We start from the raw sequence: 25,559 nt of genomic DNA, 5'->3' as shown, positions 1-25,559 counted from the left end.
TTTAACAATATGTTCATATATCCATTGCCATTTCGATACACTTCCAGTTCTCACCGAGAACCTCGAACAACTCGCCGTCGCCTGCACACTCCGAAAAGCCAACCGACCTATAACACTTAAGCGCCGCAGGATTATTCTCAAAAACTCCCAGTGAGAGGCGTTTGGCGTGAAGCTCATCTGCCGCGAACTTCTTGGCAAGCTCCAGCATTTCCCTGCCCAGACCTTCTCCTCTTTTGGAACTGTCAACGATGACGAAGCCAAACCGAACTTCCGTTTTTTCGTCATCAGTATAGCGAAGTATCAGATGTCCCACCACATTTTCGACCTCATCGACAGCAGTCAGCGGAAAGAAGCTTCCCGACTGCGAGCAAATCTCATGATGAGCGGAGATCTTCTCGGGAGCCGACGGGTAATCTCCGAAACGGTCGGCACTCCACATTCTGAACTCCCGCTCGTCTTTTATCCAGCTTAGGATAGCCGCACCGTCAGCGGCTTCAAAACGTCTTAAAATCATAGTAAAACCTCACAGCCACTGGATAAATGCAGTTTTATCGCTGCTGTTATACCCTGCCTTCTCATAAAATTCCAGAACTCCCCTGTCCTTTGAGCCTGTCAGCAGCATCATCTTATAGCAATTCTCTTTCCGTGCCAGCTCACGAGCGTAGTCAAGGCAAGCTGTGGCAAGCCCCTTTCTTCGGTATTTCGCGGAGGTCACCACGTTCTCAATGAACGCATAGGGGCGCTGACTGCGTGTAAGATTAGGGATAATGACGCAAACGCATGAAGCCGCGATCACTCCGTCCTCATCGGCAACGATGATATGGTGGTCATTGTCGGAGATTATCCGCTCCCAGACAGCCATGACGTGCTCGTCTTTTTCGGGGAAAGGGTTATCGTGAAGCTCCATATAGAGCCTCAGAAGTCCGTCGAAATCATCTCTTGTAATTTCTCTTATCATATTCCTCACCTCTCACAGTTCCATGGACATAAAAACGTCCGCCTTCTGATTATCGTTATATCGCTCGGTAGGAACAAAGCCTAACTTTTCATAAAGTCTCAGGGCATTTTCATAGGTTGAAACAGTATCAAGAACCATTTTCCCGAAGCCCCTTTCCCTTGCGAAGTTCACAGCAGTTTCCGCCAGTCTGCGTCCAAATCCCTGCCCGTGGTACTTCTTATAAATGTACATACCCTTGAGCTCGCAGACATCATCGCTGAGCCTTTTCACAGCCACAGTGCCGATGATTTCATCATTGTCCAGCAGGCACCAGAAGCCTATGAAATTCCGCTCTATATCTCCAAAAGCGGCGTGTCTGCCCTCGGGCTCGAATACCTTTCCCGACTCTGGGAACACCTCCCTCAGAAACCGAACCACTGCTCCCTGCATATGGGGACTGAACGGCTTTATCACAGGCATTATTTCACCCTCCTGCCGCCGAAAGCGTGGATAGTTCTTGTGCCTGCCTTGCAGCTGCCGCCCTGCACCGTACCCTTGGGGATAAACAGCTCGTCCCCTGCGTGAAGAACCGTAGCTTCGCCGTTTATGGTGACAGTGTACTCCCCCTCCACGCAAATCATGTACTCGTCGTAATCGTGAACGTGCTCCTTTGAGACTCTGTCCGCAAGGTAAGTCCAGAAAGCCATCTGGCTGCCGTCAGCAGCGGTATAGTAGTAGCCCTCGATATCGGGAGTATTCTGCTGGTCGGCAGGTATTTTATTTGCAGCTCTTTTCATAAAATCGGGAAATTCCATAGTATTCTCCTATCGTAGTTCAGCTATTATTCAGTTATTTTTCAAAACACAAGATACTCTATCACAGAATTTGACATGAGAAAGCCCTTTGGCGTGAGCCAAATACGCTCCCCGTCGGTCTCGGCATAGCCTTCCTTTAAAAGGGGCGGCAGCTTTTTCAGCAGCTCCGCCCTGTGCTCGGGGACGTCATCAAGGATAAGTCCCTCTTTCAGCCTCAAACGGAGCATTGCGAACTCCTCAAAGCCGCAGGGCGATTCATCGGTAACTGTCACCTGCTGAACGTCGGCGGCTATAAATGCCGATAGGTCGCGCTCCACTGCGAAGCGCTTTCCCTCATAGCAGGAATGCGCCGCAGGACCTATGCCCAGATAGTCCAGACACTTCCAGTATCGGGTATTATGCCTGCTCTCGAAGCCCTCTTTCGCAAAATTGGACACCTCATACTGCATAAAGCCCTGCTTTTCGAGAAGCTCCACCATGGCAAGGTAAAGCTCCGCGGTACTGTCCTCATCGGGGAGTCTGTCCCGAATCTCCGCGCAGTCAAAGGGCGTACCGTTCTCGGCTTTCAGGATATACGCGGAGATATGCTGTATGGGCAAAGCCGCCAGCCTGTCGATTGAAAAGCGCATATCCTCAGGCTTCTGGTCGGGCAGGGCTATCATCAGGTCGCAGGAGATATTGTCAAAGCCTGCTCTTGCCGCTTCAAGGACAGCCTGCTCCGCTCTCTCGGCAGTATGCATACGCCCCAGTATTTTCAGCTCCCTGTCTATCATTGACTGAACGCCTATGGACAGGCGGTTAATGCCGATTTTGCGGAGCTCCGCAAGCTTCTCGGCGCTGAGTGTGCATGGATTGGCTTCAAGGGTTATTTCCGCCGATTCTTCAAGGGCAAAGCAGCTTCTTATCTCAGAGATAATGCTGCTTATCTGCTCCGCCGTCAGCAGGGACGGAGTACCGCCGCCAAAGTATACCGTGTCCACAGTCCGCGCTTTATCGCCGTAATGGCGTATATTACGCAGAACAGCCGCGGTATAGTCCACGGCTGCCGATTTTGACCAGTTCACGGAATAGAAATCGCAGTAAGCGCATTTCCTGCCGCAGAACGGTACATGAATATAGATACCCAGCCTGCTCATTGGGTATAATCGACACGGATAGATGGCGTCATCTTGAAGAAAAACGCATTTGCTATCCTCGGTACTACGAGCATGGACAGTATAAGTCCGATTACCATAGGAGCTTCATGTGTGAACATCCACTCGTTATCTGCGCCGTGGATATAGATGTAAATTACCGCCGCAAAAGCTATCAGGCAGAATATCGCGCTGAATGTGGTAGCGCTCTTGCCGTTCACGCAGAGCTTTCCGCATTTCATACAGGGCTTTCCCTTTGACTTCATAGTTCCTGCCATAGCCTTGCTAAGGGGATTGAAGCTCTTTGCGCCGCAGTGCGGACAATTGTATATACTCATATTATTCATTTCCTTTCTCGTTCTCTATCTCTATGGGTTCAAGCACCTTTGCAAGCCTTGCCTCGGGCACTTCGCCTGCAAGCTTTGGAGTAAGCCCCAGACGCTTCTTTTTTCCTGCCTTTCTGCGGTGTCTGAAAATGCTGAGGAAGTCCTCGGGGTGGAGAACTATCAGCGTCAGCAGCATAACAGCCAGAGCCGCAAGTATTATTCGCATTTCGTCGTCGCCTGCTGCAAGTGCAAAGATAAGTATCACTATGGCAGACACGCAGAAGCTTGTCCGCGACTTCTCACGAAGCCTTATCCTCACAGCGCGGATAACTCGTCCTGCGCCTGTATTTTTCGGCACAACGTACTCAGCCGCAACTGCGATGATACTCACAAAGCATATCGCGGCAAGCACTCCGAAAATGATATAGTTTATCATAATAAGCCTCCCGTTCTCAGCTGTCAAGCTTCAGAACGCTCATGAATGCCTCCTGCGGAACCTCTACGGTACCCAGCTGGCGCATACGCTTCTTACCTTCCTTCTGCTTTTCGAGCAGCTTCTTCTTACGCGAGATATCGCCGCCGTAGCACTTTGCAAGAACGTCCTTGCGCATTGCCTTAACGGTCTCACGGGCGATTATCTTGCCGCCGATAGCTGCCTGAATAGGCACCTCAAACATCTGACGGGGAATGTTTTCCTTGAGCTTTTCAGCTATCTTACGGGCTCTTGCGTAAGCCTTGTCCGTATGGATAATGAAGCTGAGAGCGTCCACCACATCGCCGTTGAGGAGTATATCAAGCTTTACAAGCTTGCTTGGAACATAGCCCATCATCTCATAATCGAATGAAGCATAGCCCTTGGTGCGTGATTTCAGCACGTCAAAGAAGTCGTACACTATCTCGTTAAGGGGCAGCTCATAGTGGAGCTCAACACGGGTATCGTCAAGGTACTTCATGTCCTTGAAAATTCCTCGTCTGTCCTGACAGAGCTCCATGATATTTCCAACGAACTCCGAGGGCGAAAGAACGCTTGCCTTTACCATAGGCTCCTCTGCTGTCTGAATGAGAGCAGGATCGGGGTAGTTGGTAGGATTGTCGATATACTGCACCTCTCCGCTGGTAAGGGTTACCTTGTATATAACAGAGGGAGCAGTTGTGATGAGGTCAAGATTGTATTCACGTTCAAGGCGCTCCTGAATTATCTCCATATGGAGAAGTCCCAGGAATCCGCAGCGGAATCCAAATCCCAGAGCAATAGAAGTCTCGGGCTCGAAAGACAGCGAAGCGTCGTTGAGCTGTAGCTTTTCCAGAGCGTCGCGGAGGTCGCCGTACTTAGCACCGTCAGCAGGATAAATACCAGAGAATACCATAGGATTTACCTTGCGGTAACCGGGGAGCGGCTCGTCACAGGGGCATTCGTCGTTGGTAACGGTGTCGCCCACCTGTGTATCGCCAATGCTCTTGATAGAAGCGGCAATGTAGCCGACCTCGCCTGCTTCAAGACTGCCATTGTTCACAAGGTTTGAAGCGTCCATGAAGCCTGCCTCAACCACATTGAAAACAGCTCCCGTAGCCATAAGGCGGATATTGTCTCCCACCTTGACCTTGCCCTCCTTTATGCGGACATAGATGATAACGCCCTTGTAGGAGTCGTAGTAGCTGTCGAAGATAAGCGCTTTCAGCGGCTTCTCGGTATCGCCCTTTGGAGCAGGGATATCGGTAACTATCCTTTCGAGGACTTCCTCGATATTTGTACCCATTTTCGCAGAGATCCGCGGAGCGTCCATAGCAGGAATACCGATGACGTTCTCGACTTCGCTGCAAACTCTCTCGGGATCGGCAGAGGGCAGGTCTATCTTGTTGACAACGGGAACGACTTCAAGGTCGTGCTCGATAGCCAGATAGGTGTTAGCCAGAGTCTGAGCCTCGATACCCTGCGAAGCGTCAACAACGAGGATAGCTCCCTCGCAGGCAGCAAGAGAACGTGAGACCTCATAGTTGAAGTCAACGTGACCTGGGGTGTCGATGAGGTTGAAGATATAGTCCTCGCCGTCTTTGGCGGTATATTTCAAACGTACCGCACGAGCCTTAATGGTGATACCGCGCTCACGCTCGATGTCCATGTTGTCGAGGAGCTGATCCTCCATATCGCGGATAGCCACGGTCTCGGTCTTTTCGAGGATACGGTCGGCAAGTGTTGACTTGCCGTGGTCTATATGCGCAATGATACAGAAATTTCTGATCTTATCGTTAGCCAATGTTTTACCTCTTTTCAAACATATTTACTCAGTATAATTATATCAGAAAGTCCTTTGTTTGTAAAGAGTTTTTGCACAGTAATTAGTAATTAGTGATTAGTGATTAGAAATAAGAACTAAGAACTAAGAGCTAAGAACTAAAAACTAAGAGCTAAGAATTTTCCCAACATAAAAAATCGGCACGGTAAAAACCGTGCCGAAATATCCTTTAATTATGCCTTAGCAGGACCGAGACTTGTGCGCTTTCCGAGTAGGAAGAGCTGTATCTCAAGAGCGTCCTCAGTAGTAACGCTGCCGTTTCTCTTGACAACAGAACCACTGTAGAGTCCGTCAGATGTTATATGATTCTTGTCAGAACCTTTGAGACCGTATTTGTTCGGGTTTGCAAGGCTCTGCATTATAAGAACTACGTCAGACATATCAACGCTGCCGTCATTATTGGCGTCGCCCCATACTGTATTGTCCTTAGTACCGGGGACAAGTGGGTAAGTTGTTGTGACTGTAGTCGTTGTCTCCTGCTTCGGAGCTGTAGTTGTTGCAGTAGTTGTTGTAGTGGTATCCTTCTTCGGAGCAGTAGTGGTCGCAGTAGTAGTTGTAGTTGTAACGTCCTTTGTGGTCGTTGTAGTAGTTGTTACCTTAGTAGTTGTAGCTGTTGTAGTTCTTGGTGTAGGATTGGTATTACCCGAATAGTAATCGCTGAGTGAGATACCGTTGCCGCCCTGTCCCAGTGGGATAGAGTGGTCAAGACCGATGAACTTGCCGCCGTCTGTCTGCCAGAGTGAAGGCTTTACGAATTCGTACTTTTCCTCGTCCCACTTGCCGAAGTCGTCGTATACAAGTCCGCCTGTATCGCCTGAGTTCTCGTTGAAGCACCAGAATGTGTGGTTGATGTGCTTGTCTATCATGTAGTCGCGGAGCTCCTGCATCCAGTGCTTGTTCTCGCCTGTAGGATCGTGCTCCTTGTCGATAAAGCCGCCCCACTCGCCTATGAGGAGAGGATACTTCTGCTCCTCAACGAGGTAAGCCCATGTATCGTACCAGTAGTCGTCAAGAAGCGACTGACGGTCGAATGTCTTGGAAGCGTCGTCCATGTAGAACCACTTCTGTGACCATACCAGCGGACCGTAATCGTGAGGTGAGTAAACTATCTGCTTGTTGAACTCGCCGATATCAACGGGGTGATCCTTTACGCCGCGGAGGTTTCCGCCCCACCATGCGCCGAATATCTTTGAAGGCTCGTCATAGTGAGCATAGTCAACGGCAGGGGTTGTCCAGTCTGCACCATTTGCAAAGTCAGGGTAGCACTCGATACCCTCTATCATAATGAGCAGATTCGGGTTGTGCTTGAGGCAAGCCTTAGCGCCCTTTTCTGCGGCATATTTCCAGTTGTTAGCGTCCTTTGAATCGTCCCACTTGGCAAATGAGCCCTCCTCGGGCTTGCCGTGAGGCTCGTTCTTGAGGTCGATAGCGATGATAGTATCATCGTCCTTGTAATACTCTGTGAACCACTCGAGAGCTTCCAGCCAGTCGTCCTCTGAGAAGTTGTCGTCGTACCAGAGGGGCTTCTGATGTCCCATTGAAGCTGAGGTAGCGCTGTGTATGTCGATCATGATCTTCATACCGTTTTCCTTGCACCACTCAACAGCCTTGTTCCAGATGTCGAAGCTGTACATAAGTGTGTACTGACCTTCGCCGTCAACTCCGCCCTCTACGGTGAGTTCGGGGTTCTCGTAAGGATTGACCATCATGTTGACTTCGCCGACGCCGCTGCCCTTATCGGAGCCCTTGTTCTTCCACTGAAGGATTATCTGTGTGGACATAGGCACACGGAGAAGATTGAAGCCGTGGTCTGCGATCTGGTTGAGCATACTGTGCATATTCTTCGACCATACACCGTCAAATACCTGACGTCCTGCATTGTAGCCGAACCAGTTTACGCCTGTGAGCCATACCTCATTGCCGTCCTTGTCAACGATCTGTGCTTTATCGTTTACATGGAGCCAGTCATCGCCGCTTGTATCAGCAGCCAGCGCTGTGTTGCTGTTCTTTTCGGGCAGCGACTGCGAAGCAGGCACGAGCACTACTGCCGCCGCAGAAACAGCAGCAAGCAGCTTTTTGAAAAATGAAGTTGCCATAGTGTTTTTCCCTCTCTTTTCTGCAAAAATATTGGTAAGTCCATTATAAACCTTTTCACATGAAATGTCAACGATATTTGCGTGTTTCCGCAATAATTGCAGCATTTTATCATATTTTCACGATGCAATGAAAAAGTTTGAATCAAAAGAGAGTATCACAGCTCCATTTTTATCAACAGCTCTTCTATGGAATCTGCAAGGTGCACCGACTTTCTGTCAACAGGCTGAACTGCCAGCACCTTGTCGGTTTCGTTATCCGCCATTACCAGCCATCCGTCGTCGCCGTCTATGGAGCAGCCGCCTATTTTCAGCCAATTGTGCTCATTAAGGTAATTCGTGTCCTCGAAATTGAAGTTTACCGCAAGCAGCTCCGATATATCGGTATCGGGAACAAGCATATCAAGAGTCACCCCTATAGTGCCGATCTCGCTGTCAAAATGCCCGTCAAGGGGCAGAAACCAGTATACCGACAGATATTCCCTTATCTGTTCGGATACACGGAATCCCAGTATGCTTTCGGCTTTGGCAAAGTCCACAGGCTTATCCTGCAAAACGGGTGTCCATTCTGCATAGCTCTCATTATCAAGAGTATCGTTCAGATACAGTCCGGTATGGCTAAGTTTTTCGATATACGGCATTTTTCTGAGAAAAAATGACAGCGTTTGCGGCTTTTTCAAAGTAGGTATCGAATGCTTCTTTCATTGACATGGCGTTTCCTCCGTTTACTGATTTTTTATTATTATATCAGCACACAGCGCCAAAGTCAATTCCCCTATTTCAGCAGCTCCTCACGCATATAGTTCAGGAGCTTCTTTTCGCGGCGCGATACCTGCACCTGCGTCATACCCAGAGCCTTTGCGGTCTTTGACTGGGTGAGCCCCTTGAAATAGCGCAGCTCCAGCAATGCGCGGTCATTGGCTTCAAGCTGAGCCATTATCTGCCGCAGAGCCAGCAGGTCGGTTATGCTCTCGTCGGGAGACTCCGTAGGTATGTCGGTCTGTCCCTCGTCATCGTCCCCCGATGTAAGTGAAAGCAGGGGCTGACTAACGCAAAGCGCCTCGGATACGTCAGCTTCGCTCTCTCCCGAAAGCTTTGACAGCTCCGCTATGGTCGGCTCTCTCATCTCGCGCTGACGGAAGTCCTCGCAGAGCCTTTGGAGCTGCATGGAAAGCTCCTTCAAGCTCCTGCTGACGCGGATAGCTCCCCCGTCACGGAAAAGCCGCTTTATCTCGCCCAGTATGACAGGTACGGCATAGGTGGAGAACTTCACTCCCCTGCCGCAGTCAAAGGCTTTCACGGCTTTGAGAAGCCCGATACAGCCTGCGGAGTACAGGTCGTCGTACTCTATTCCGCGCCCTCGGAAACGGTTTGCGCAGAGGTGGACAAGCCCCAGATTCTCCTCGGCGACAGGCTGCTTTACCTCAGTCCCCATGAGCAGAGAGCCTCTTTCTCATGGTAACGGTAGTGCCCTTGTCGGGAGTGCTTTTTACTTTCAGCTTGTCCATAAAGGACTGCATGACGGAAAAGCCCAGTCCCGAGCGCTCCTCCTCGGGAGCTGTGGTGAACAGAGGCTCCATAGCCTGCTCCACGTTTTCTATGCCGCAGCCCTTGTCCTTGACGCGTATGTATATGACTCTGTCGGGCAGAAGCCGCACAGTCAGCTCGATATTGCCCTTTTTGTGCCTGTAGCCGTGAACTACCGCGTTTGTCACCGCCTCAGATACGGCAGTGCGTATGTCGGAGAGCTCCTCCACCGTGGGATCTGCCTGTATCAGAAATGAGGACACCACTGCTCTCGCCGCCCCCTCGTTCACCGAAAGGGACGGCATTATGAATTTTATCTCGTTGAGTATTTCCATTTTTCTTCTCCTTTATCTTATTTTGACTATGCGCTCTATGCCTGCAAGCCGCAGTACGCGCCTGATATAGGGCTGAGGATTCAGCACCTCCAGCCTGCCGCCGCACTCCTTCATGAGCTTGCTCCTGCCCATAATGAGCCCGATACCCGAGCTGTCCATGAACGTTATGCCCCCGAGGTCTATAGCCAGCTCACGGGGCTGAGCCGTCACTATGAAGCGGTCTATCTCGGTGCGGAGCTCCTTTGCGTTGTGGTGGTCAATTTCACCGCTGAGCCTTGCGATTGCCGCTCCGTTGTCGTTTTTTATGTCTATTTTCATTGCTTTGCCTCCTTTTCACTGCCACTGACAGCCTTTTTATGGAATATTATACCACCGAGGTGAGTAATATTATGTCGAAACTCCATATCCGCATAAAATTTCCTCATTTCAGATACGTCCGCAAAGGAAACACAGTAATTCTCAATTTCCAATCAATACCTGTTATATTTTTGAAAAAACATTGAAATATTCATATTTTAATGTTATAATTATTATGTAATATCATATCAGTTTAGGAGGAGTTTATTATGAGATTCGACAGCACAGAAAACTGGAAAAGCAAAATAAAGCGCGTTATCATCTCCGAGGAGCAGATACGCGAGGAAATAAAAAAAGCAGGAGCTCTGATAGACTCCATTTACGACGGCTCGCCTATACTGCTGGTCAGCATACTCAAGGGCTCTTTCATATTCATGGCTGATATCTGCCGCGCAGTAACAGTCCCATGTGAGATAGCATTCATGGCGGCAAAAAGCTACTTTGAGGGCACGGTCTCCACGGGACACGTTGAGATAACTATGGACCTGAAGCACGATATCAGCAAGTATCACGTAGTCATAATCGAGGATATCATCGACACGGGACGTACTCTCAACGAGATAATCAAGATACTCAACGTCCGCAATCCTCTTTCACTGAAAGTCATAACTCTCCTTGACAAGCCCGACCGCCGCGTGGTAGACCTTAAAGCGGACTACTCGCTGTTCACTATCCCCGACTACTTCGTTATCGGCTACGGACTGGACTACGGTGAATTCTACCGCAATCTGCCGTATATAGCAGAATTTGCGGAATGAGGTGAGGCTTATGCTGGAAAAGCTGTTCAAACTTAAGGAAAACGGCACCAATGTCAAAACAGAGGTCGCCGCAGGTATAACCACGTTCATGACCATGGCTTATATCCTTGCAGTAAACCCGAATATCCTCTCCGACGCAGGCATGGACAGCACCGCTGTTCTCCTTGCCACCTGTATCGCTTCATTCGTGGGAACGCTTTGTATGGCGTTCATGGCGAATCTTCCCTTTGCTCTGTCAGCAGGCATGGGACTAAACGCATATATGGCATACACTGTCTGCGGAAACCTCGGCTATCCTTGGCAGGTAGCTCTTCTTGCGGTATTCATCGAGGGTATCATCTTCATAATACTCTCCCTCACCAAGGTGAGAGAGGCTATCTTCGACGCCATACCGCTTTCGCTGAAACGGGCGATATCCGTGGGAATCGGTCTGTTCATAGCGTTCATAGGACTCCAGAATGCAGGACTTGCCGTTGCATCGTCAACTCTTGTAAAGCTGACGGATTTCCGCGAGAACTTCCACACCGCAGGCATATGCGCTCTCCTTGCACTGGTCGGACTGCTCATCATGTCCGTGCTTTACATCAAAAAGGTCAGGGGCTCGATACTCCTCGGCATATTCGGCACATGGCTACTCGGTATCCTGTGCGAGGTCACAGGCATTTACGTACCAGACGCAGAGGCAGGTGCATTCTCCCTTATCCCCTCATTCCACATGACGGACTTCTCAAAGCTGGGCGAGACCTTCGGACAGTGCTTCAACGTTGATTTCGGCGCTGTGGGAGTATTCAACTTCATCGTTGTTATATTCGCATTCCTTTTCGTTGACCTCTTCGACACTCTCGGTACACTCATAGGCGTGAGCACAAAGGCAGGGCTCCTCGACAAGGAGGGCAAGCTCCCTTCCATAAGACCTGCTCTCATGGCAGACGCCGTTGCTACTACCGCAGGAGCTGTTCTCGGCACATCGACCACCACCACTTTCGTCGAGTCCTCGGCAGGTATCGCGGCAGGCGGAAAAACAGGTCTGACAGCACTGACTACAGGTATCCTGTTCCTGCTCTCAATGTTTTTAGCGCCTGTATTCATCTCTATACCTGCGTTTGCAACTGCACCTGCACTGATACTGGTAGGATTCCTGATGTTCAGCACCATTTCCGAGATAAATACGGAAGAAAAGAACTACACCACTGCTATCCCGGCTTATCTGTGCATTATTGCAATGCCGATGTTCTACAGCATATCCGAGGGTATCTCGATAGGCGTTATATCTTACGTGCTTATTAACCTTATCTGCGGAAAGCGTAAGGAGATCAAGCCTTTGATGTATATTCTTGCAGTACTTTTCGTACTTAAATATATTTTCTTATGATTTAGGCGCTCTGCGCCGCAGCAAATACTTTTTTAGGAGGAGTTTTATGATCCTTTACTATTCAGCAACAGGCAATACGAAGTTCATTGCTACAGAACTGGCAAAAAAACTTGACGACCAGTGCACAGACCTTCTCGGCAGGATAAGAAAAAGCGACTTTTCCGAGCTTCACTCCGACAAGCCATATATCGTCTGTGCGCCTGTATATATGAGCGAAATGCCGCGCTTTATCAGCGAATATATCAAAAACACCAGCTTCACGGGAAACAGGGCGGTATACTTCATCGCCGACAACGCAGGCTATGCAGGTATCACCTCATGGCAGGCAAAGAAGCTGTTCAAAAAGAAGAATATGGAGTTTATGGGCTGTGCAGAGCCTGTAATGCCCAACAATTACTACATCAGCCACTATAAGCCCTCAACAGACGAGGAGATAAAGGAGCGCCTGTTCAAGGCTTTCGACAAGATAGACGAGATAGCAAACAGCATTCAGAACTGCGAAAAGCTCAAGACAAGACACGTTTTGCTCATTGAAAAGCTGATAACATTCCCTGTAAACTCCTACACATATAAAAAAATATCCACAAAGGATTTCAAAGCCTCCGACAAGTGTATCGGCTGCGGAAAATGCGAGGAGGTCTGTCCTCTCAACAACATTACGCTCAAGGAGGATAAGCCCGCATGGGGCGCAAACTGCTCTCACTGCATGGGCTGTATCGGAAACTGTCCTACAGGCGCTATCGAATACGGCGACGTAACACGCGAAAAAGGCAAATACAACTTCGAGGAATACAGACATTTCCTCAATGAGATAAGATAAAAACTATCAGGTCTGCGCTCCATTGTACTTACAGAAATTACACATATTCATCGGGGAAAACCTTTCTGAGGAAAGGTTCCCTCTGACGGAGGCGCGCCCCTCTGTCCTTCGGACATCTCCCCGCACTGCGGGGAGTCACCCCGAACCCCTTTCCAAAGACTTTTAGCTGATTTTTTCTATAATAGAGCCCCTTTTCAGCACTTTTAGAAAGGCAAGCAGCTTCAGAGGCTCTATTATAGAAAAAAATGAAATAACGGTCCTGAAAGGAATACAGAAAGAATCTTCAAAGAGTTTATCTCAATAATATGCGCAAACTCTGCAAATACAATGAAAACTCAGCCCCGAAGCCATGAATAAGGAGGAAATATGGCAAAACAATTCTGGAAAGGCAGCACTCTTCTTGCACCCGTACCTGCCGCGCTGGTCACCTGCGGCACTATGGAGCAGCCTAACGTGCTCACTATCGGCTGGACAGGCATAGTCTGCACCCGTCCGCCTATGACATACATATCCGTGCGCCCCGAAAGGCACTCCCACGATATCATCAAGACTTCGGGGGAGTTCGTCATAAACCTCACCACCTCGGCAATGTGCCGCGAGACCGACTTCTGCGGCGTAAAGAGCGGCAAAAATACGGACAAGCTCAGCGCCTGCGGATTCCATACCGTACCTGCGCAGAAGGTAGCTCCGCCCCTTATCGACGAGTGTCCCCTGAGCCTTGAATGCAAGGTCGTTGACGAGAAGCTTCTCGGCTCTCACACCATGTTCCTTGCGGAGATAATCGGCATTGACGTTGACGAGAAGTACATCGACAGCAAAGGCAAGCTCAATCTCCAGCAGTGCGGACTTATGGCTTTTGCCCACGGAGAATACTTCGCTCTCGGAAGAAAACTGGGCGACTTCGGCTTCTCCGTGCGCAAAAAGAAAAAGCACAAGCCTAAATCGTGATACTTATATGGAGCTTTTTACGCCTGTTATTGAGAGAATCTTTTTGAAAAAGGCTTTCCTGACTTCTTTCATGACCGTTATTTCATTTTTTCTATAATAGAGCCCAAAAAGCAAACTTGCCCCCTATATTACTATAGAGGGGCTCTATTATAGAAAAAATCAGCTAAAAGTCTTTGGAAAGGGGTTCGGGGTGACTCCCCGCAGTGCGGGGAGATGTCCGAAGGACAGAGGGGCGCGCCTCCGTCAGAGGGAACCTTTCCTCAGAAAGGTTCCCCCCGATAAACACGCATAAACTTCTATATAGGGCTCACGATGAGATATCCTCGATGAATTGACGGAGCGCACTTTCCGACGTAAAATACATTCCCTCGGATATCATTGCCCTGTCGTAATCAGACAGCAGCGCAGTGTCGATGTCTATGAACAGAAAGGGCTCGTCCTCGCCGCAACGGAATACAGCCGCACGTCCGCCGCTTTCCCTTACCGTGAAAAGCGGCGCTTCTTCGTGCTCTGTGGCGGCTGCCGCAAGCCGAGTTTCCACCTTTTTCCTGCGGACAGCCTGACCGAGGGTGCAGACCGTGAGAAAGCCTGATACGGTAACTGCCGCCACAAGCGTGAAATATATTTTTTTTGCGTTTTTAAGCGTCATTTTATCACTCCCTTGCCGAAATATCCGTAAATATTATCGCCCGATTTTTCTATATTATACAAAACGCCGATTTTTTCGGAAAAGACTTAACATTCTATCCTCAAAGTGCTATAATATATAATGTATATTTATACGTAAAAATAAATTTGAAAGGAGTCTGCCGCCTCTGTGCGGTCATTCTGACAAAATGAACGATAAAAAAAGAAAGGCTTCCTCGCAGCTCGTCCCTGCCGACGATGAGCTCCGCAAAAAGCAGCCGCCAAAAAAGAAAAAGAAAAAACACAGCAAGGGCTTCATCATCTTCAAAAAGCTGATGACCGTCATCGCTACCACACTTCTTTCACTGCTTCTGGTAATTATCATAACAGGTACTATCGTAAGTACCGCGCTGACCGTTTACGTCCTCAACTTTATGGACGACGCCACCAGCGTTACGCTCCAGCAGCTTGAATCGGGAAGCGATACCTATTTCTACTCCAACCACATCAACGAAAACGGCGAGACCGAGCTCAAGGTGCTCCACCGAGTACAGAACGACTTCCAGCGTATCCCCGTCAGCATTGACAGGATACCCCAGCATGTCCGCAACTGCTTCGTTTATACCGAGGACGAGCGTTTCTACGTTCACGACGGCGTTGACTACAAGCGTACATTCTCCGCCTTCCTCAATATGTTCCTGCACTTCTATGATACCGAGCAGGGTGGTTCGACTATCACTCAGCAGCTCATCAAGAACCTGTCAGGCGACGACAGACATACCCCACAGCGTAAGATACGCGAGATATTCGCGGCTATGCAGCTGGAAAAGACCTACTCAAAGGACGAGATACTCGAAGAGTACCTCAACTATATCGGCTTCGGCGGAGCTTACAACGGCATTCAGCTCGCTTCGCTGAAATACTTCGGCAAAGACGTTGACGACCTCACTATCCCTGAGGCGGCTGTTCTCGCAGCTATCCCGAAGAGCCCTGAGGAATACGGTCCTTTCGTTATCTACCACAAGGACGACAATCCCAAGGAGCCTGTAGTAGTTGACGGACGTGCCAACAACAAGCCCCGTCAGGAATACGTTCTCTACAAGCTCTATGAAAACGGCGCTATCACATACGACGAGTATCAGGAATACCTGAAAACTCCGCTCATATACACTGATTCTCCCGAGTACCTTGCGGCTCACCCCGAACTCACTGCCGAGGAGGAGATCGAAAAGCAGAAGTCCAACAGCTGGATACTGGACGCCGCTTACTTTGAAGCTATGGACATCATCAAGGAGAAATACAACCTTGTTGACAAGTGGCAGGCTCTTGAAAAGATAAACAAGGGCGGCTACAGAATTTATACAACCTACGACGAAAAGATGCAGGAGTACGTTGAAAACAGACTTCTTGACATCAACAATATGGTACCTGAGTACTCCGTAAAGAAATGGGCTGATATCGACGGCGACGGAACTGCCGAAGAATATCTGCCGCATATCGCATTCGTTGCTATGAACTACGACGGCGAGCTCCTCTGTGCTGTCGGTGACATCGGACCTAAGGTGGGCTCACTCGGTACAAACTACGCTGTACGTAAGGAAGACGGACGTCAGATAGGTTCTACCGTAAAGCCTATCACATCTTACGGATACGGTATCGAAACAGGTCAGATACACTGGGGCACCACTGTATACGATTCAAAGCTCCCTACAGATGTCATCACAGGTGATGACGGTCAGCCGTGGCCTAACAACTACATGGGCTCGGGCGGACATGGTCAGCCTTTAAAGATTTATCAGGCACTTCAGCAGTCATACAACACCGTTCCCGCACAGCTCCTTTATAAATTCGGACTTGAAGAGGTATTCAAGTTCTCCACTGAAAAGCTGGGACTTGAATTCTGTGCATACGATAAGAACTACTCTCCTATGACGCTGGGAAGCCTTGAAGAGGGTATCACCCTCGAAAACCTTGTAAATGCCTATATCCCATACGGCAATCAGGGTATCTACAACGAGGCTCACATCATCACAAGGATAGAGGACAGCAGTCAGCAGATAATCTATGAGAACAACGGCAACCCGAGACAGGCTGTTTCCGACGAGACTGCATGGGTAATGAACAGACTTCTCAAAAACGTTATAGACAACGGTACAGGTACTGCCGCTAAGCTCTACAACAAGGAAGTATGCGGCAAGACAGGTACTACTCAGGACTGGTACGACGAAGTATTCGTCGGTCTTACTCCTGACTTCGTCAGCGGTATGACAATGGGTTATAAGTACAAGAACCCTGCCCTCGACCTGCAGGGCATTGTATCCGCTCAGATATGGCGAAACATCATCGGCGATTACATTACTACAGAATACGCAAATACTTCTCCTTACTTCGAGAAGGTAAGCTCCGTAATCGAAGCACCTATGTGTACTTCTACAGGCGGTATCGCAGGTCCTAACTGCGGCAGAGGCGTTACAGGCTACTGGAAATCTCAGGTCACCGAGGATTACTCTCCTCCTTACTGTAACGGTGCTCACGGTGGCACACAGTCCACTACACAGGCAACAACACAGGCTTCGGGTAACTCAGGCGCAGCAGCAGGCGGAAACGCAGGCGGTGCAGGCGGCGGCGATGTCAGCGGAGGCGCTGGCGGCGGTGACGTCAGCGGAGGCGCAGGCGGCGGCGACGTAAGCGGAGGCGCTGGCGGCGGTGATGTAAGCGGCGGCGGTGACGCAGGCGGCGGCGATGCAGGAGTTGCAGCAGCAGGCGTTGTTGAAAACTAATAACAGGTGATATTTTGAGCAATAATATAAGATTATGCTGTCCATGCCATTTCGGTCTGGAAAGCGTGCTGAAATACGAAATACAAAAAATAGGCGGCACTGACCTGAAGGTCAGCGACGGCAAGATAAGCTTCACGGGCGACGAGAATATCCTCGCCCGTGCTAATCTTTGTCTGTCTACCGCTGAAAGAGTTCTCATCGAGCTCATCGAGTTCAAGGCTACAACCTTTGAGGAGCTCTTTCAGGGCGTAAAGGCTGTCGAGCTGGAACGCTATATCGGTCCCGAGGACGCATTCCCCGTAAAGGGCTATTCGCTGAACTCGGCGCTGCACAGCGTTCCCGACTGTCAGTCTATTGTAAAAAAGGCGGCGGTAGAACGCCTAAAATCCAAGTATAACATAAACTGGTTCGACGAGACAGGTCCGACAGTGCAGATAAAATTCAGTATCCTCAAGGACGTTGTTTCAGTTTATCTCGATACCAGCGGCGTGGGACTCCACAAGCGCGGCTACAGGCGCAATTCCAATGCGGCTCCTATCAAGGAGACTCTTGCGGCAGGTATAGTTGACCTTGCAAGAGTTCGTCCCGATACCATTGTATGCGATCCGTTCTGCGGAAGCGGTACGCTTCTCATTGAGGCAGCGCTGAAAGCGCTGAAAATCGCTCCCGGTATCAACAGGCGCTTTGCGGCTGAAAAATGGACCACCTTTGACTCGCGTATCTGGCAGGAGGAGCGCAAAAGGGCTATCGAAAACGTTGACAGAAGCGCTGAATTCCACGGAATAGGCGCGGATATAGACGACGCGGCAGTTGCGCTGACTCTCGATAACGCTCACAAGGCAGGGATAAAGTCCAGACTTACTATAGAACAGGCGGATATCACAAAGTTCGTTCAGCCCGAAAATTCCATCGTTATCTGCAATCCTCCCTACGGCGAGAGACTTCTTGAGCTGAGAGAGGCTGAGGATATCTACCGCAAAATGGGCAGGGTTCTCGGAAAGGGCGGCAGCAAACAGAGCTACATCATCTCCCCTCATGAGGAGTTCGAGAAGTTCTTCGGCTCGGAAGCCCATAAGCGCAGAAAGCTCTACAACGGCATGATAAAATGCCAGCTTTATATGTATTTTTAAACACTCAAACTTCATGTAACTAATAACGGGATTCCAAAGGGACTGTGTTCCTTTGGCAGAGTCCAGAGACAGCGTCTCTGGTGGGGTGTGGGGCAAAGCCCCGCAGTTACAAAGCGCTCCGCAAAGGGTGAATTGAAAAACAGTCCGGTGGACTGTTTTTCAAGAGGGAACGCCCTGCAAGTGAGGGCGTTCCCTTTTGAAAATATAAAAACAAAAGCTCCGTTGATACGGAGCTTTAAATTTAGGTGATGATATGAGATTTTTATGGAAACGGCGACTTTTGCACCTGTTCTTTCCTACTCGCTGTCCCGTATGCGGCACACTTATCGGCGCTATGGAGCGCTTCTGCGCGGAATGTACGGCGAAGCTCAGCGTTTACAGCGGCAGCTTCAATATCGAGGGCGCTGAAAGCTTCACTGCCGCATTCGACTACGACGAAAACGTGAAGCCTGCCATAATCCTGCTGAAAAACGGCACTGACGGCAATGCCGCCTATGCTCTCGGAGAAGCCCTCGCCGAACGTCTCAAAGCAGAGGGTATCGACAAGAAAACAGATGTGGTGATACCTGCTCCCATGCATAAGCGTGATATACGCAGGCGCGGCTTCAATCAGTCGGTGCTCATAGCCCGCGAGGTGGGGAGAGTTCTCGGACTGCCCGTTGATACAAAGTCAGTGGTGAAGTCCCGTCATACGCACTCGCAAAAGGAACTCAGCCGCGTCAGCAGAGCCGTTAATCTGAAAAGCGCGTTCACGGCTTCTGCGGATATCAAGGGGAAGAACGTTCTGCTCATTGACGATATCTGCACAACAGGCAGTACGCTCCGCGAGATAACCTCGGCTCTGAAAAAGGCAGGAGCGGCAAAGGTGTACTGCGCCTGCTGCTGTAAAACACGCTCGCGGAAGTACGAATCGGAAACAAATTAGCATGAACTTGCCGAGCCCACGAACGGGTTTCCAAAGGGACTGTGTTCCTTTGGCGGAGTCCAGAGGCAGCGCCTCTGGCAGGGTTCGGGGCAGCGCCCCGAAAGAACGAAGGCGCCTCGCAAGGGGTGAATCAAAAAAAAGTCCAGTGGACTGTTTTTTGAGAGGGTGACTCCCTGCTGTGCAGGGAGATGTCAGCTTTGCTGACAGAGGGTGCCGAGCCCGATTAGGGACGCCTTGCAAGAGAAGGCGTCCCCTTTATCCGCGTAAAAGACAACGGGCGGCGAAACGCCGCCCCTACACATAAAAACTTCACAATAAAGGGAAATGCGCCGCAGTATTGGGAATACTGTGGCGCTTTTTGAGAAAAGGATCAGAATGATCCGGAAGCCGGCTTATGGCAATACTTTTGCCGTAAGACGGCATTTTCTCGCATTGCCCCTTATTATGTGTTCGTCTCCGAAGGAGGAACATTTACATTATCTGCTGCTCCTGCAGGATTTACGTTATTGAATACGTTGATTCCATTGCTTACAGCAAATAGAGATTCTTCTGAATTGGTGTGTGTTATCAACTTGTTTACATTTGTATTTGTGAAATTGGTTGTTCCTGCTGTAATGCTGTGGGTGCTGATAAGTACATACTTGTACTTCTTCTGGAAATCCGTACCGCCCTTATCGGTGTTCATATCCTCAGCCATAACCGTCCACTCGAGGTTATTGGCTTTCTTCCATGTGCCGTCCTTTTCGTTTGTTGGATCGGCAATGCAGTTAAGAAGGATCACAGGCTGGGTTTCAGCCTTTATGAGCTTCTCATCTACCTGATTATCAGTAGATGTAGCAATAACACTTCCGTTTGTGATATTTATACCTGTTTCGGCTGTAAGTCCGCGGTCGCCGCAAGCGTTTACTCCGCAGCCGTCGCCATTGATATCAATGGTAGTTGCAGCCTGTACAGCGTCGTTACCAGCCTTAATAACAGTAGAACCGCCCTCGAATACTACAGCGTCCTTTGTAGACTTGATGCCGTCGCCTGTAGCGTCAATATTGAGCCAGCCCTTCTTTATAGTAACAGACTTCTTAGCCTTGAGGGCGTCAGTCTTGTTCTCAGAATTTTTAGTTGTGATATTTATCTTACCGCCGTTTATCTTGATGTCATTATTGCAGGAAATTGCGTCCTGAACATTAGCGGTAATATTGAGGATACCGTCCTTCTGCTCAGTGCCCTTGATAGTGATATCGTCCTTGGCTTCGATAAGAGCTGCCTTTGCGAAGTCGCCTGCGTAAGCGGTCTCGCCGTCGGTGATAGTATTCTCAGTGCCATCAACAATATTTATCGAGGTATTCTCAGCATTTGTAACGAGAATAGCAGGAGCGCTCTTGCCTGTGATATTTACGCCGTTAAGGAATATCTTTACAGTCTCAGTATCGGTCTTTTCGTCAGGGATATTGACGTTTATCTGACCGTCGTCAAGAGTACCGTCGATGTAGAACTCGCCCGAATGAGTGATAGTTACCTTTGTTCCCTCAACTGTGGCATTCTCGCCCTCAACAGTGATAGTGGTATTCTTGAGGTGTATCTTTGTTGCTTCAACGACAGGAGGCTGCTCGTCGGTCTTGCCGCTGCTGAGCTCTCCCTTGCCGAGAAGATAAAGCTGTATCGCAAGTGCGTCGTCTGTGGAAACACCGTCTGCCTTGCCGTTGCAGTCCGCATTTTTCCAGCCCTGTTCGGTGATAGCGTGCTCGTCGGTTCCGCCCAGACCGAACTTGTTTGGATTTGCCATTGCCTGCATGATAAGGACAACGTCGGACATATCAACGCTGCCGTCACAGTTTGAGTCGCCTACCACTGCCTTTGCCGATGTATCAGCAGCCTCGGCAGCATAGCCCAAAGCAGGCATTGCCGCAGCTGCAAGACAAGCAGCCGAGAGCCCTGCCAAGAGCTTTTTCAAGCCATTTTTTCTCATAATGATTCTTACTCCCTTTATTTTAATATCGCCTTATTTTTCATAACCAACCCAAACCGATTTATCTTATGGGCTTATTATATCGGCAGCACCTTAAAATAACCTTAAAATATCCTTAATGTATGATTAAGATTACCATTTTTACCTAATAAGGCTATTACAATTATATCAAATGTTATAATATATGTCAACGTTTAAGAATATCTTTGTAAAATAAACAAACAGCGTTTTTTATCTCAGCTTAATGTCAAAGTGGTTAAGCCAGTAGTTAAGCTGTATGAAAAAGGCTATAGTCTGCGGTAAATTCATGAGCTGACCGTACCACTGAACCTGCTCCTCATGGCGCAGCAGCTTTTCCAGCTCCTCGCGCTTTACAAGCTGAGTAAGTTTTTCGCCGCTCTCGTCAAGTATTTTACGGAGCTTCGCGGTCACGCCCTCTAAAAACGCAGGATTGTGAGTTTTCGGGTAGGGGCTCTTCTTCCGCCACAGCACCTTTTCGGGGAGCCATTCCTTCATAGCCTCGCGGAGAAGTCCCTTTTCCCTGCCCATATAGTCCTTGTACTCCCACGGCACGTTGTATAGATACTCAGCTATCCGATAATCGCAGAACGGCACACGGACCTCCAGACCGCTGTACATGGACATTCTGTCCTTGCGGTCGAGCAGAGTCTGCATGAACCACTTGAAGTTGAGCTCCGTCATCTCACGCATACGGGCTTCGAGTGGACTGTCAGTGTCCAGCTTTTCAGCGCTGTCGGCTGTATTTCTGTATGCGGAGTAAACATAGTCCTCGGCGTCTATCCTTGCGGCGTAATCATCGCAGAGAAAACGCTTGCGGTAGGCTGTGCTCTGAGCCCACGGAAAGCCGTCTGTCATGCGGATATCCTTATCCCTGTACCACGGATATCCGCCGAATATCTCATCGGCGCACTCTCCCGACAGAGCCACCGTGCCGTATTTTTTTATCTCACGGCAGAAAAGCAGCAGCGAAGCGTCCACGTCCGCCATACCGGGAAGTCCCCTTGCTTCAGTCGCTTCGTCAAGAGCGGCAATAAGCTCGGGAGTATCCACCACCGTCCAGTGGTGGTCTGTCCCCAGATACTCAGCCATGCAGGTGATATACTCGGGATCGCTGTCGGGCTGAAAATGGCTCTTCTGGAAATATTTGTCGTTGTCGCGGTAGTCCACGGAAAAGGTGCTGAGCTGTCTCCCCTGTTTTTTCAGCTCCGCCGCCGCAACAGATGATATCAGGCTTGAATCCAGTCCTCCCGACAGGAACGTGCAAACAGGCACGTCGGAGACCAGCTGCCGCCTTATGGAATCCAGTACCAGCTCGCGGACGTGCTCGGCGGTCTGCTCGAAGCTCTCGTGGAGCTCATATGCTCTCAGCCGCCAGTATTCTTGAAGCTTCAGCCCCTCTGCCGTGTAATATCCGCAGTATGCAGGACGTATCTCCTCAACGCCGCGGATAACTCCGCAGCCCATAGTCCGCCCCGGCGCCATGAGCAGCAGCTCCGCCGCACCACGCTCGTCTATCTCATGGGGCACATCGGGGTGCTCAAGGAGCGCTGGGAGCTCCGAAGCGAAGATGAGCTTACTGCCCGTATCATAGTAAAACAGTGGCTTCACGCCTATCCTGTCACGGGCAAGGAAGACACGGTGCTCCTGCTCGTCGTATACCGCAAAGGCAAATATGCCGTTGAAGCGCTCCACGCAGGCGCTGCCCCATTTTATGTAGCTTTTCAGCACCACCTCTGTGTCGGAATGGGTATCGAAGTCAAAATCCTCGCTGAGCTCGCCGCGGAGCTCCGCTGTGTTGTAGAGCTCCCCGTTGTATACGATAGTATACCTGCCAAAGCTCATGGGCTGACGTCCGCCGTCGATGTCTATGACCGCCAGACGAGTGTGGATAAGGGCAGCCTCACGGCTCATGAACATACCGCGCTGGTCGGGACCGCGCCGCAGCAGAGCTCGCTGCATATTCTCGTATATCTTCATGTCCTCCCGCATATCCTCCACAAAGCTGATAGCTCCTGCAATTCCGCACATAAGTATCTCCACCGCTTTACAGCATACGGCACGCCGGTTTAGTGATTAGTTTTTAGTGATTAGTGCTTAGAAGGAACACTGTCCTTAACATCTTTTAACGGGCGGATAATATCCGCCCCTACTAATCACTAAGCACTATTCACTAATCACTTAAATAATATGCAAAAGACCTCTGATGTGTGTCAGAGGTCTGTGTGTATTATTCAGTTTTGCTTGTGAAGTCCGAATTTTATGCCGTCGATTATGGTATTCCGTGCCTTTATGGCTTCTTCCTTTGTCAGCGGCGGAGTATCACCCAGCGGATATTCTATACCGAGCTCCGCGTATTTCGGCTTCGCCATATCGTGATAGGGCAGAACGTCCAGCGCTTTCAGATTCGTCAGCGTGGAGAGGTACTCGCCGAGAGTGAACAGCTCCTCGTACTTGTCAGTGATATTCGGAACTACCACATGGCGTATCCAGACGGGTATGCCAAGGTCGCGGATATGCTCCGCAAAGGCAAGTATATTGCGGTTTCCTATGCCCGTCAGTTCCCTGTGACAGTCGTTGTCGATGTGCTTTATGTCAAGCATTACAAGGTCGGTGTATTTCAGCACCTCGTCTATTTTCTCATGAGAATCGGGATTATAGACTCCTGCCGACGTGTCAAGGCAGGTATGGACGCCCTTTTCCTTGGCAAGTCGGAAAAGCTCCGCCAGAAACTCGGGCTGTGCAAGAGGCTCGCCACCTGTTGCCGTGATACCGCCTGATTTGAGGAACTCCTTGTAGGAATCGTACTCCCTCATAAGGTCCTCGGCAGTACGCTCCGTACCGCCAGAAAAGTCCCATGTATCGGGGTTGTGGCAGTATTTGCACCTCATGGGGCAGCCCTGAAAAAACACCACGAACCTTATACCAGGACCGTCAACCGTGCCGAAGCTCTCCGTTGAATGTATGCGTCCTTTCATTTTCTGCACCTCTGTTCTGCAAATTTGATAAGCTCCGTCTTATCATTTGGGAGCTCCTCCTCCATGACGAGCTCCAGCATTTCACGCTGTATCTCGCCTATTTCCGCGCCTATAAGTCCAAGCGCCGCAAGCTCCGAGCCATTGACCGCCAGTCCGCGAATGCTCCTGCATTCGTCATTTGAGATTATCTCACGTCCGATGTCTGCCAGCTTGTCAAAAAAGACGTTTTCTTCCAGTACGAACTCGTTTTTTGCGGAATTATCGCACTTTTTCATCTCCATAAGCTCAAAGAACAGCTCGTCGCCTATTTTGCACATCATCTTCTTGACGTCTGTCTTATTGCGGAGCTTCTTGCTGTGATTAGCGATAAGTGCCGAAGTATAGGCGATAGTCTTGTTGTCGTAGTGGAGCCGCTTCATTATCTCCGAGGTCATTTCAGCGCCAACGCGGTCATGCTGCTTGAAGTGTCCCCTGCCCGTTTCGTCCAGCTTCATGCAGGCAGGCTTGCCGATATCGTGATAAAGCAGAGCTCTGCGGAGCTTCATATTCTCGGCAGGAGCTGTCGCCAGTGCGCGGACAGTGTGCTCCCAGACGTCGTACCTGTGGTAGGGTGAGCGCTGGTCGAGGCCTATACTTGGCTGAAATTCGGGGATAACTGCTGTGATGACGTCGCTGTATCCCAGAAGCACCTCAACGGCATTTTTGCCGCAGATGAGCTTGTCCAGCTCGTCACGGATACGCTCGGAGGAGATATTCCGCAAATCTGTCCTCATGCTGTGGACAGCCTCGGCAGTAGCCCCGTCTATCATAAAGCCAAGCTGCGACGAAAAGCGCACAGCCCTGAGAATCCGCAGGGCGTCCTCGGAGAAGCGTTCCTGCGGCACGCCCACACAGCGGATAATGCCCGATTCCATGTCGGCTCTGCCGCCGAAGGGATCAACGATACCGCCGTGCCTGTCCATAGCCACAGCATTTACCGAAAAATCGCGCCGCGCAAGGTCGTCGGCTATATCAGCGGTGAACCGCACCTCGTCGGGACGGCGGTGGTCGGTGTACTCCCCGTCAATGCGGTATGTGGTTATCTCAAAGGACTCGCCGCCGCAGAGGACTGTCACCGTGCCGTGCTTAATGCCCGTAGGAATGACCTTATATCCGCTGAAAACCGCTAACATCTGCTCGGGGATGGCGTTTGTTGTAATGTCGATGTCATTGCACTCTCTGCCCATTATTCCGTCGCGGACGCAGCCGCCCACCATATATGCTTCAAAGCCGTGATTTTCCAGCTCTGTCAGTATCTTTTCCGTATTAGCACCTATTGTCAAGGCAGCCTCTCCTTTCGTAAATCAAAATTTAGCGTAATTACTTGTGGAATCCATGAATGGGATTCCAAAGGGACTGTGTTCCTTTGGTCAGGTCAAGGGCA

General features: G+C 49.9%; 25 protein-coding genes. 7 read left to right on the top strand and 18 right to left on the bottom strand.

Annotation, left to right across the window (positions count from 1 at the left end; all coding sequences use genetic code 11):
- Nucleotides 1–13: 13 nt before the first annotated feature.
- The 13 genes from BT105_RS03445 to BT105_RS03385 form a co-directional block, all read right to left on the bottom strand.
- Complete coding sequence (locus BT105_RS03445; protein ID WP_072299432.1) at nucleotides 14–514, bottom strand: GNAT family N-acetyltransferase; 501 nt, start codon at nucleotides 512–514, stop codon at nucleotides 14–16.
- A 9-nt stretch (nucleotides 515–523) separates the two neighbouring features.
- Nucleotides 524–958 carry a GNAT family N-acetyltransferase gene (locus BT105_RS03440; RefSeq protein ID WP_072299431.1) on the bottom strand — a complete coding sequence of 145 codons (435 nt, stop codon included), beginning with the start codon at nucleotides 956–958 and terminating at the stop codon, nucleotides 524–526.
- Nucleotides 959–970: 12 nt separating this feature from the next.
- Nucleotides 971–1,417: a GNAT family N-acetyltransferase gene (locus tag BT105_RS03435; protein ID WP_072299430.1), complete on the bottom strand. Its 447-nt coding sequence runs from the start codon at nucleotides 1,415–1,417 to the stop codon at nucleotides 971–973.
- Nucleotides 1,417–1,752, bottom strand: coding sequence for a cupin domain-containing protein (locus tag BT105_RS03430; protein WP_028516254.1), 336 nt, complete (start codon nucleotides 1,750–1,752; stop codon nucleotides 1,417–1,419). Before BT105_RS03430 ends, BT105_RS03435 begins: the two co-directional genes overlap by 1 nt.
- 41 nt (nucleotides 1,753–1,793) lie before the next feature.
- Nucleotides 1,794–2,888 (bottom strand): radical SAM family heme chaperone HemW, encoded by a 1,095-nt coding sequence (gene hemW, locus BT105_RS03425; protein ID WP_072299429.1) that lies wholly within the window; start codon nucleotides 2,886–2,888, stop codon nucleotides 1,794–1,796.
- Entirely contained in the window at nucleotides 2,885–3,223 is a 339-nt protein-coding gene (locus tag BT105_RS03420) for a hypothetical protein (protein WP_072299428.1), read from the bottom strand. The genes hemW and BT105_RS03420 overlap by 4 nt, the downstream gene beginning before the upstream one ends.
- Before the next feature lies 1 nt (nucleotide 3,224).
- Nucleotides 3,225–3,647: a hypothetical protein gene (locus BT105_RS03415; protein WP_072299427.1), complete on the bottom strand. Its 423-nt coding sequence runs from the start codon at nucleotides 3,645–3,647 to the stop codon at nucleotides 3,225–3,227.
- Between the two features lie 16 nt (nucleotides 3,648–3,663).
- Nucleotides 3,664–5,466, bottom strand: coding sequence for a translation elongation factor 4 (gene lepA / locus BT105_RS03410; RefSeq protein ID WP_072299426.1), 1,803 nt, complete (start codon nucleotides 5,464–5,466; stop codon nucleotides 3,664–3,666).
- A 212-nt stretch (nucleotides 5,467–5,678) separates the two neighbouring features.
- Nucleotides 5,679–7,601, bottom strand: a complete 1,923-nt coding sequence (locus tag BT105_RS03405) for a cellulase family glycosylhydrolase (protein ID WP_072299425.1) — start codon at nucleotides 7,599–7,601, stop codon at nucleotides 5,679–5,681.
- A gap of 155 nt (nucleotides 7,602–7,756) precedes the next feature.
- A complete protein-coding gene (locus tag BT105_RS03400; RefSeq protein ID WP_143186536.1) occupies nucleotides 7,757–8,239 on the bottom strand; it encodes a SecY-interacting protein Syd in 483 nt (160 codons plus the stop codon).
- Between the two features lie 134 nt (nucleotides 8,240–8,373).
- Entirely contained in the window at nucleotides 8,374–9,033 is a 660-nt protein-coding gene (locus tag BT105_RS03395) for a sigma-70 family RNA polymerase sigma factor (protein ID WP_072299423.1), read from the bottom strand.
- Complete coding sequence (gene spoIIAB / locus BT105_RS03390; RefSeq protein WP_072299422.1) at nucleotides 9,023–9,460, bottom strand: anti-sigma F factor; 438 nt, start codon at nucleotides 9,458–9,460, stop codon at nucleotides 9,023–9,025. The genes BT105_RS03395 and spoIIAB overlap by 11 nt, the downstream gene beginning before the upstream one ends.
- Nucleotides 9,461–9,472: 12 nt before the next feature.
- The gene (locus BT105_RS03385) at nucleotides 9,473–9,778 is read right to left on the bottom strand and encodes an STAS domain-containing protein (RefSeq protein WP_072299421.1); all 306 of its coding nucleotides are present in this window, start codon (nucleotides 9,776–9,778) and stop codon (nucleotides 9,473–9,475) included.
- Nucleotides 9,779–10,026: 248 nt separating this feature from the next.
- Here BT105_RS03385 and hpt point away from each other — a divergent pair, with 248 nt between their 5' ends.
- The 4 genes from hpt to BT105_RS03365 all read left to right on the top strand — a co-directional run bounded on the left by hpt (nucleotide 10,027) and on the right by BT105_RS03365 (nucleotide 13,715).
- Nucleotides 10,027–10,575, top strand: a complete 549-nt coding sequence (gene hpt, locus BT105_RS03380) for a hypoxanthine phosphoribosyltransferase (protein WP_028516243.1) — start codon at nucleotides 10,027–10,029, stop codon at nucleotides 10,573–10,575.
- Between the two features lie 10 nt (nucleotides 10,576–10,585).
- Nucleotides 10,586–11,947, top strand: coding sequence for an NCS2 family permease (locus tag BT105_RS03375; protein ID WP_072299420.1), 1,362 nt, complete (start codon nucleotides 10,586–10,588; stop codon nucleotides 11,945–11,947).
- Between the two features lie 46 nt (nucleotides 11,948–11,993).
- Nucleotides 11,994–12,767, top strand: coding sequence for an EFR1 family ferrodoxin (locus BT105_RS03370; RefSeq protein WP_072299419.1), 774 nt, complete (start codon nucleotides 11,994–11,996; stop codon nucleotides 12,765–12,767).
- Nucleotides 12,768–13,133: 366 nt separating this feature from the next.
- On the top strand, nucleotides 13,134–13,715 hold the full coding sequence (locus BT105_RS03365; protein ID WP_072299418.1) for a flavin reductase family protein: 582 nt from the start codon (nucleotides 13,134–13,136) through the stop codon (nucleotides 13,713–13,715).
- Nucleotides 13,716–14,022: 307 nt separating this feature from the next.
- Here the strand turns inward: BT105_RS03365 and BT105_RS03360 are convergent, their stop codons facing one another.
- Nucleotides 14,023–14,364, bottom strand: coding sequence for a hypothetical protein (locus tag BT105_RS03360; RefSeq protein WP_072299417.1), 342 nt, complete (start codon nucleotides 14,362–14,364; stop codon nucleotides 14,023–14,025).
- Nucleotides 14,365–14,551: 187 nt separating this feature from the next.
- Here BT105_RS03360 and BT105_RS03355 point away from each other — a divergent pair, with 187 nt between their 5' ends.
- From BT105_RS03355 to BT105_RS03345, 3 genes are all read left to right on the top strand, one after another.
- Nucleotides 14,552–17,122, top strand: a complete 2,571-nt coding sequence (locus BT105_RS03355; RefSeq protein WP_072299416.1) for a transglycosylase domain-containing protein — start codon at nucleotides 14,552–14,554, stop codon at nucleotides 17,120–17,122.
- Between the two features lie 14 nt (nucleotides 17,123–17,136).
- Complete coding sequence (locus tag BT105_RS03350) at nucleotides 17,137–18,252, top strand: THUMP domain-containing class I SAM-dependent RNA methyltransferase (RefSeq protein ID WP_242940078.1); 1,116 nt, start codon at nucleotides 17,137–17,139, stop codon at nucleotides 18,250–18,252.
- 253 nt (nucleotides 18,253–18,505) lie between these two features.
- A complete protein-coding gene (locus tag BT105_RS03345) occupies nucleotides 18,506–19,177 on the top strand; it encodes a ComF family protein (protein WP_072299415.1) in 672 nt (223 codons plus the stop codon).
- 442 nt (nucleotides 19,178–19,619) lie between these two features.
- Here the strand turns inward: BT105_RS03345 and BT105_RS03340 are convergent, their stop codons facing one another.
- The 4 genes from BT105_RS03340 to BT105_RS03325 form a co-directional block, all read right to left on the bottom strand.
- Complete coding sequence (locus BT105_RS03340) at nucleotides 19,620–21,140, bottom strand: carbohydrate-binding domain-containing protein (RefSeq protein WP_072299414.1); 1,521 nt, start codon at nucleotides 21,138–21,140, stop codon at nucleotides 19,620–19,622.
- Nucleotides 21,141–21,371: 231 nt separating this feature from the next.
- Complete coding sequence (gene asnB, locus BT105_RS03335) at nucleotides 21,372–23,189, bottom strand: asparagine synthase (glutamine-hydrolyzing) (RefSeq protein ID WP_072299413.1); 1,818 nt, start codon at nucleotides 23,187–23,189, stop codon at nucleotides 21,372–21,374.
- Between the two features lie 203 nt (nucleotides 23,190–23,392).
- The gene (gene pflA / locus BT105_RS03330; RefSeq protein ID WP_072299412.1) at nucleotides 23,393–24,136 is read right to left on the bottom strand and encodes a pyruvate formate-lyase-activating protein; all 744 of its coding nucleotides are present in this window, start codon (nucleotides 24,134–24,136) and stop codon (nucleotides 23,393–23,395) included.
- A complete protein-coding gene (locus tag BT105_RS03325) occupies nucleotides 24,133–25,458 on the bottom strand; it encodes a CCA tRNA nucleotidyltransferase (protein ID WP_072299411.1) in 1,326 nt (441 codons plus the stop codon). The genes pflA and BT105_RS03325 overlap by 4 nt, the downstream gene beginning before the upstream one ends.
- Nucleotides 25,459–25,559: the final 101 nt, after the last annotated feature.

Source organism: Ruminococcus flavefaciens (genome assembly GCF_900119075.1).
GTDB lineage: Bacteria > Bacillota > Clostridia > Oscillospirales > Ruminococcaceae > Ruminococcus > Ruminococcus flavefaciens_Q.
The sequence above is the reverse complement of the archived record's forward strand: the minus strand, read 5'-3'. Positions and strand labels throughout refer to the sequence as shown.

Excerpts from the sequence above, each read along its gene's own strand:
- BT105_RS03355 (WP_072299416.1), top strand. The coding sequence starts at position 14,552 with ATGAACGATAAAAAAAGAAAGGCTTCCTCGCAGCTCGTCCCTGCCGAC.
- BT105_RS03370 (WP_072299419.1), top strand. The coding sequence starts at position 11,994 with ATGATCCTTTACTATTCAGCAACAGGCAATACGAAGTTCATTGCTACA.
- BT105_RS03340 (WP_072299414.1), bottom strand. The coding sequence starts at position 21,140 with ATGAGAAAAAATGGCTTGAAAAAGCTCTTGGCAGGGCTCTCGGCTGCT.
- BT105_RS03395 (WP_072299423.1), bottom strand. The coding sequence starts at position 9,033 with ATGGGGACTGAGGTAAAGCAGCCTGTCGCCGAGGAGAATCTGGGGCTT.
- BT105_RS03385 (WP_072299421.1), bottom strand. The coding sequence starts at position 9,778 with ATGAAAATAGACATAAAAAACGACAACGGAGCGGCAATCGCAAGGCTC.
- BT105_RS03360 (WP_072299417.1), bottom strand. The coding sequence starts at position 14,364 with ATGACGCTTAAAAACGCAAAAAAAATATATTTCACGCTTGTGGCGGCA.
- BT105_RS03440 (WP_072299431.1), bottom strand. The coding sequence starts at position 958 with ATGATAAGAGAAATTACAAGAGATGATTTCGACGGACTTCTGAGGCTC.
- BT105_RS03420 (WP_072299428.1), bottom strand. The coding sequence starts at position 3,223 with ATGAGTATATACAATTGTCCGCACTGCGGCGCAAAGAGCTTCAATCCC.
- hpt (WP_028516243.1), top strand. The coding sequence starts at position 10,027 with ATGAGATTCGACAGCACAGAAAACTGGAAAAGCAAAATAAAGCGCGTT.
- BT105_RS03365 (WP_072299418.1), top strand. The coding sequence starts at position 13,134 with ATGGCAAAACAATTCTGGAAAGGCAGCACTCTTCTTGCACCCGTACCT.
- spoIIAB (WP_072299422.1), bottom strand. The coding sequence starts at position 9,460 with ATGGAAATACTCAACGAGATAAAATTCATAATGCCGTCCCTTTCGGTG.
- BT105_RS03435 (WP_072299430.1), bottom strand. The coding sequence starts at position 1,417 with ATGCCTGTGATAAAGCCGTTCAGTCCCCATATGCAGGGAGCAGTGGTT.
- BT105_RS03405 (WP_072299425.1), bottom strand. The coding sequence starts at position 7,601 with ATGGCAACTTCATTTTTCAAAAAGCTGCTTGCTGCTGTTTCTGCGGCG.
- BT105_RS03445 (WP_072299432.1), bottom strand. The coding sequence starts at position 514 with ATGATTTTAAGACGTTTTGAAGCCGCTGACGGTGCGGCTATCCTAAGC.
- BT105_RS03345 (WP_072299415.1), top strand. The coding sequence starts at position 18,506 with ATGAGATTTTTATGGAAACGGCGACTTTTGCACCTGTTCTTTCCTACT.
- asnB (WP_072299413.1), bottom strand. The coding sequence starts at position 23,189 with ATGTGCGGAATTGCAGGAGCTATCAGCTTTGTGGAGGATATGCGGGAG.
- BT105_RS03430 (WP_028516254.1), bottom strand. The coding sequence starts at position 1,752 with ATGGAATTTCCCGATTTTATGAAAAGAGCTGCAAATAAAATACCTGCC.
- BT105_RS03400 (WP_143186536.1), bottom strand. The coding sequence starts at position 8,239 with ATGCCGTATATCGAAAAACTTAGCCATACCGGACTGTATCTGAACGAT.
- BT105_RS03415 (WP_072299427.1), bottom strand. The coding sequence starts at position 3,647 with ATGATAAACTATATCATTTTCGGAGTGCTTGCCGCGATATGCTTTGTG.
- BT105_RS03375 (WP_072299420.1), top strand. The coding sequence starts at position 10,586 with ATGCTGGAAAAGCTGTTCAAACTTAAGGAAAACGGCACCAATGTCAAA.
- pflA (WP_072299412.1), bottom strand. The coding sequence starts at position 24,136 with ATGAAAGGACGCATACATTCAACGGAGAGCTTCGGCACGGTTGACGGT.
- hemW (WP_072299429.1), bottom strand. The coding sequence starts at position 2,888 with ATGAGCAGGCTGGGTATCTATATTCATGTACCGTTCTGCGGCAGGAAA.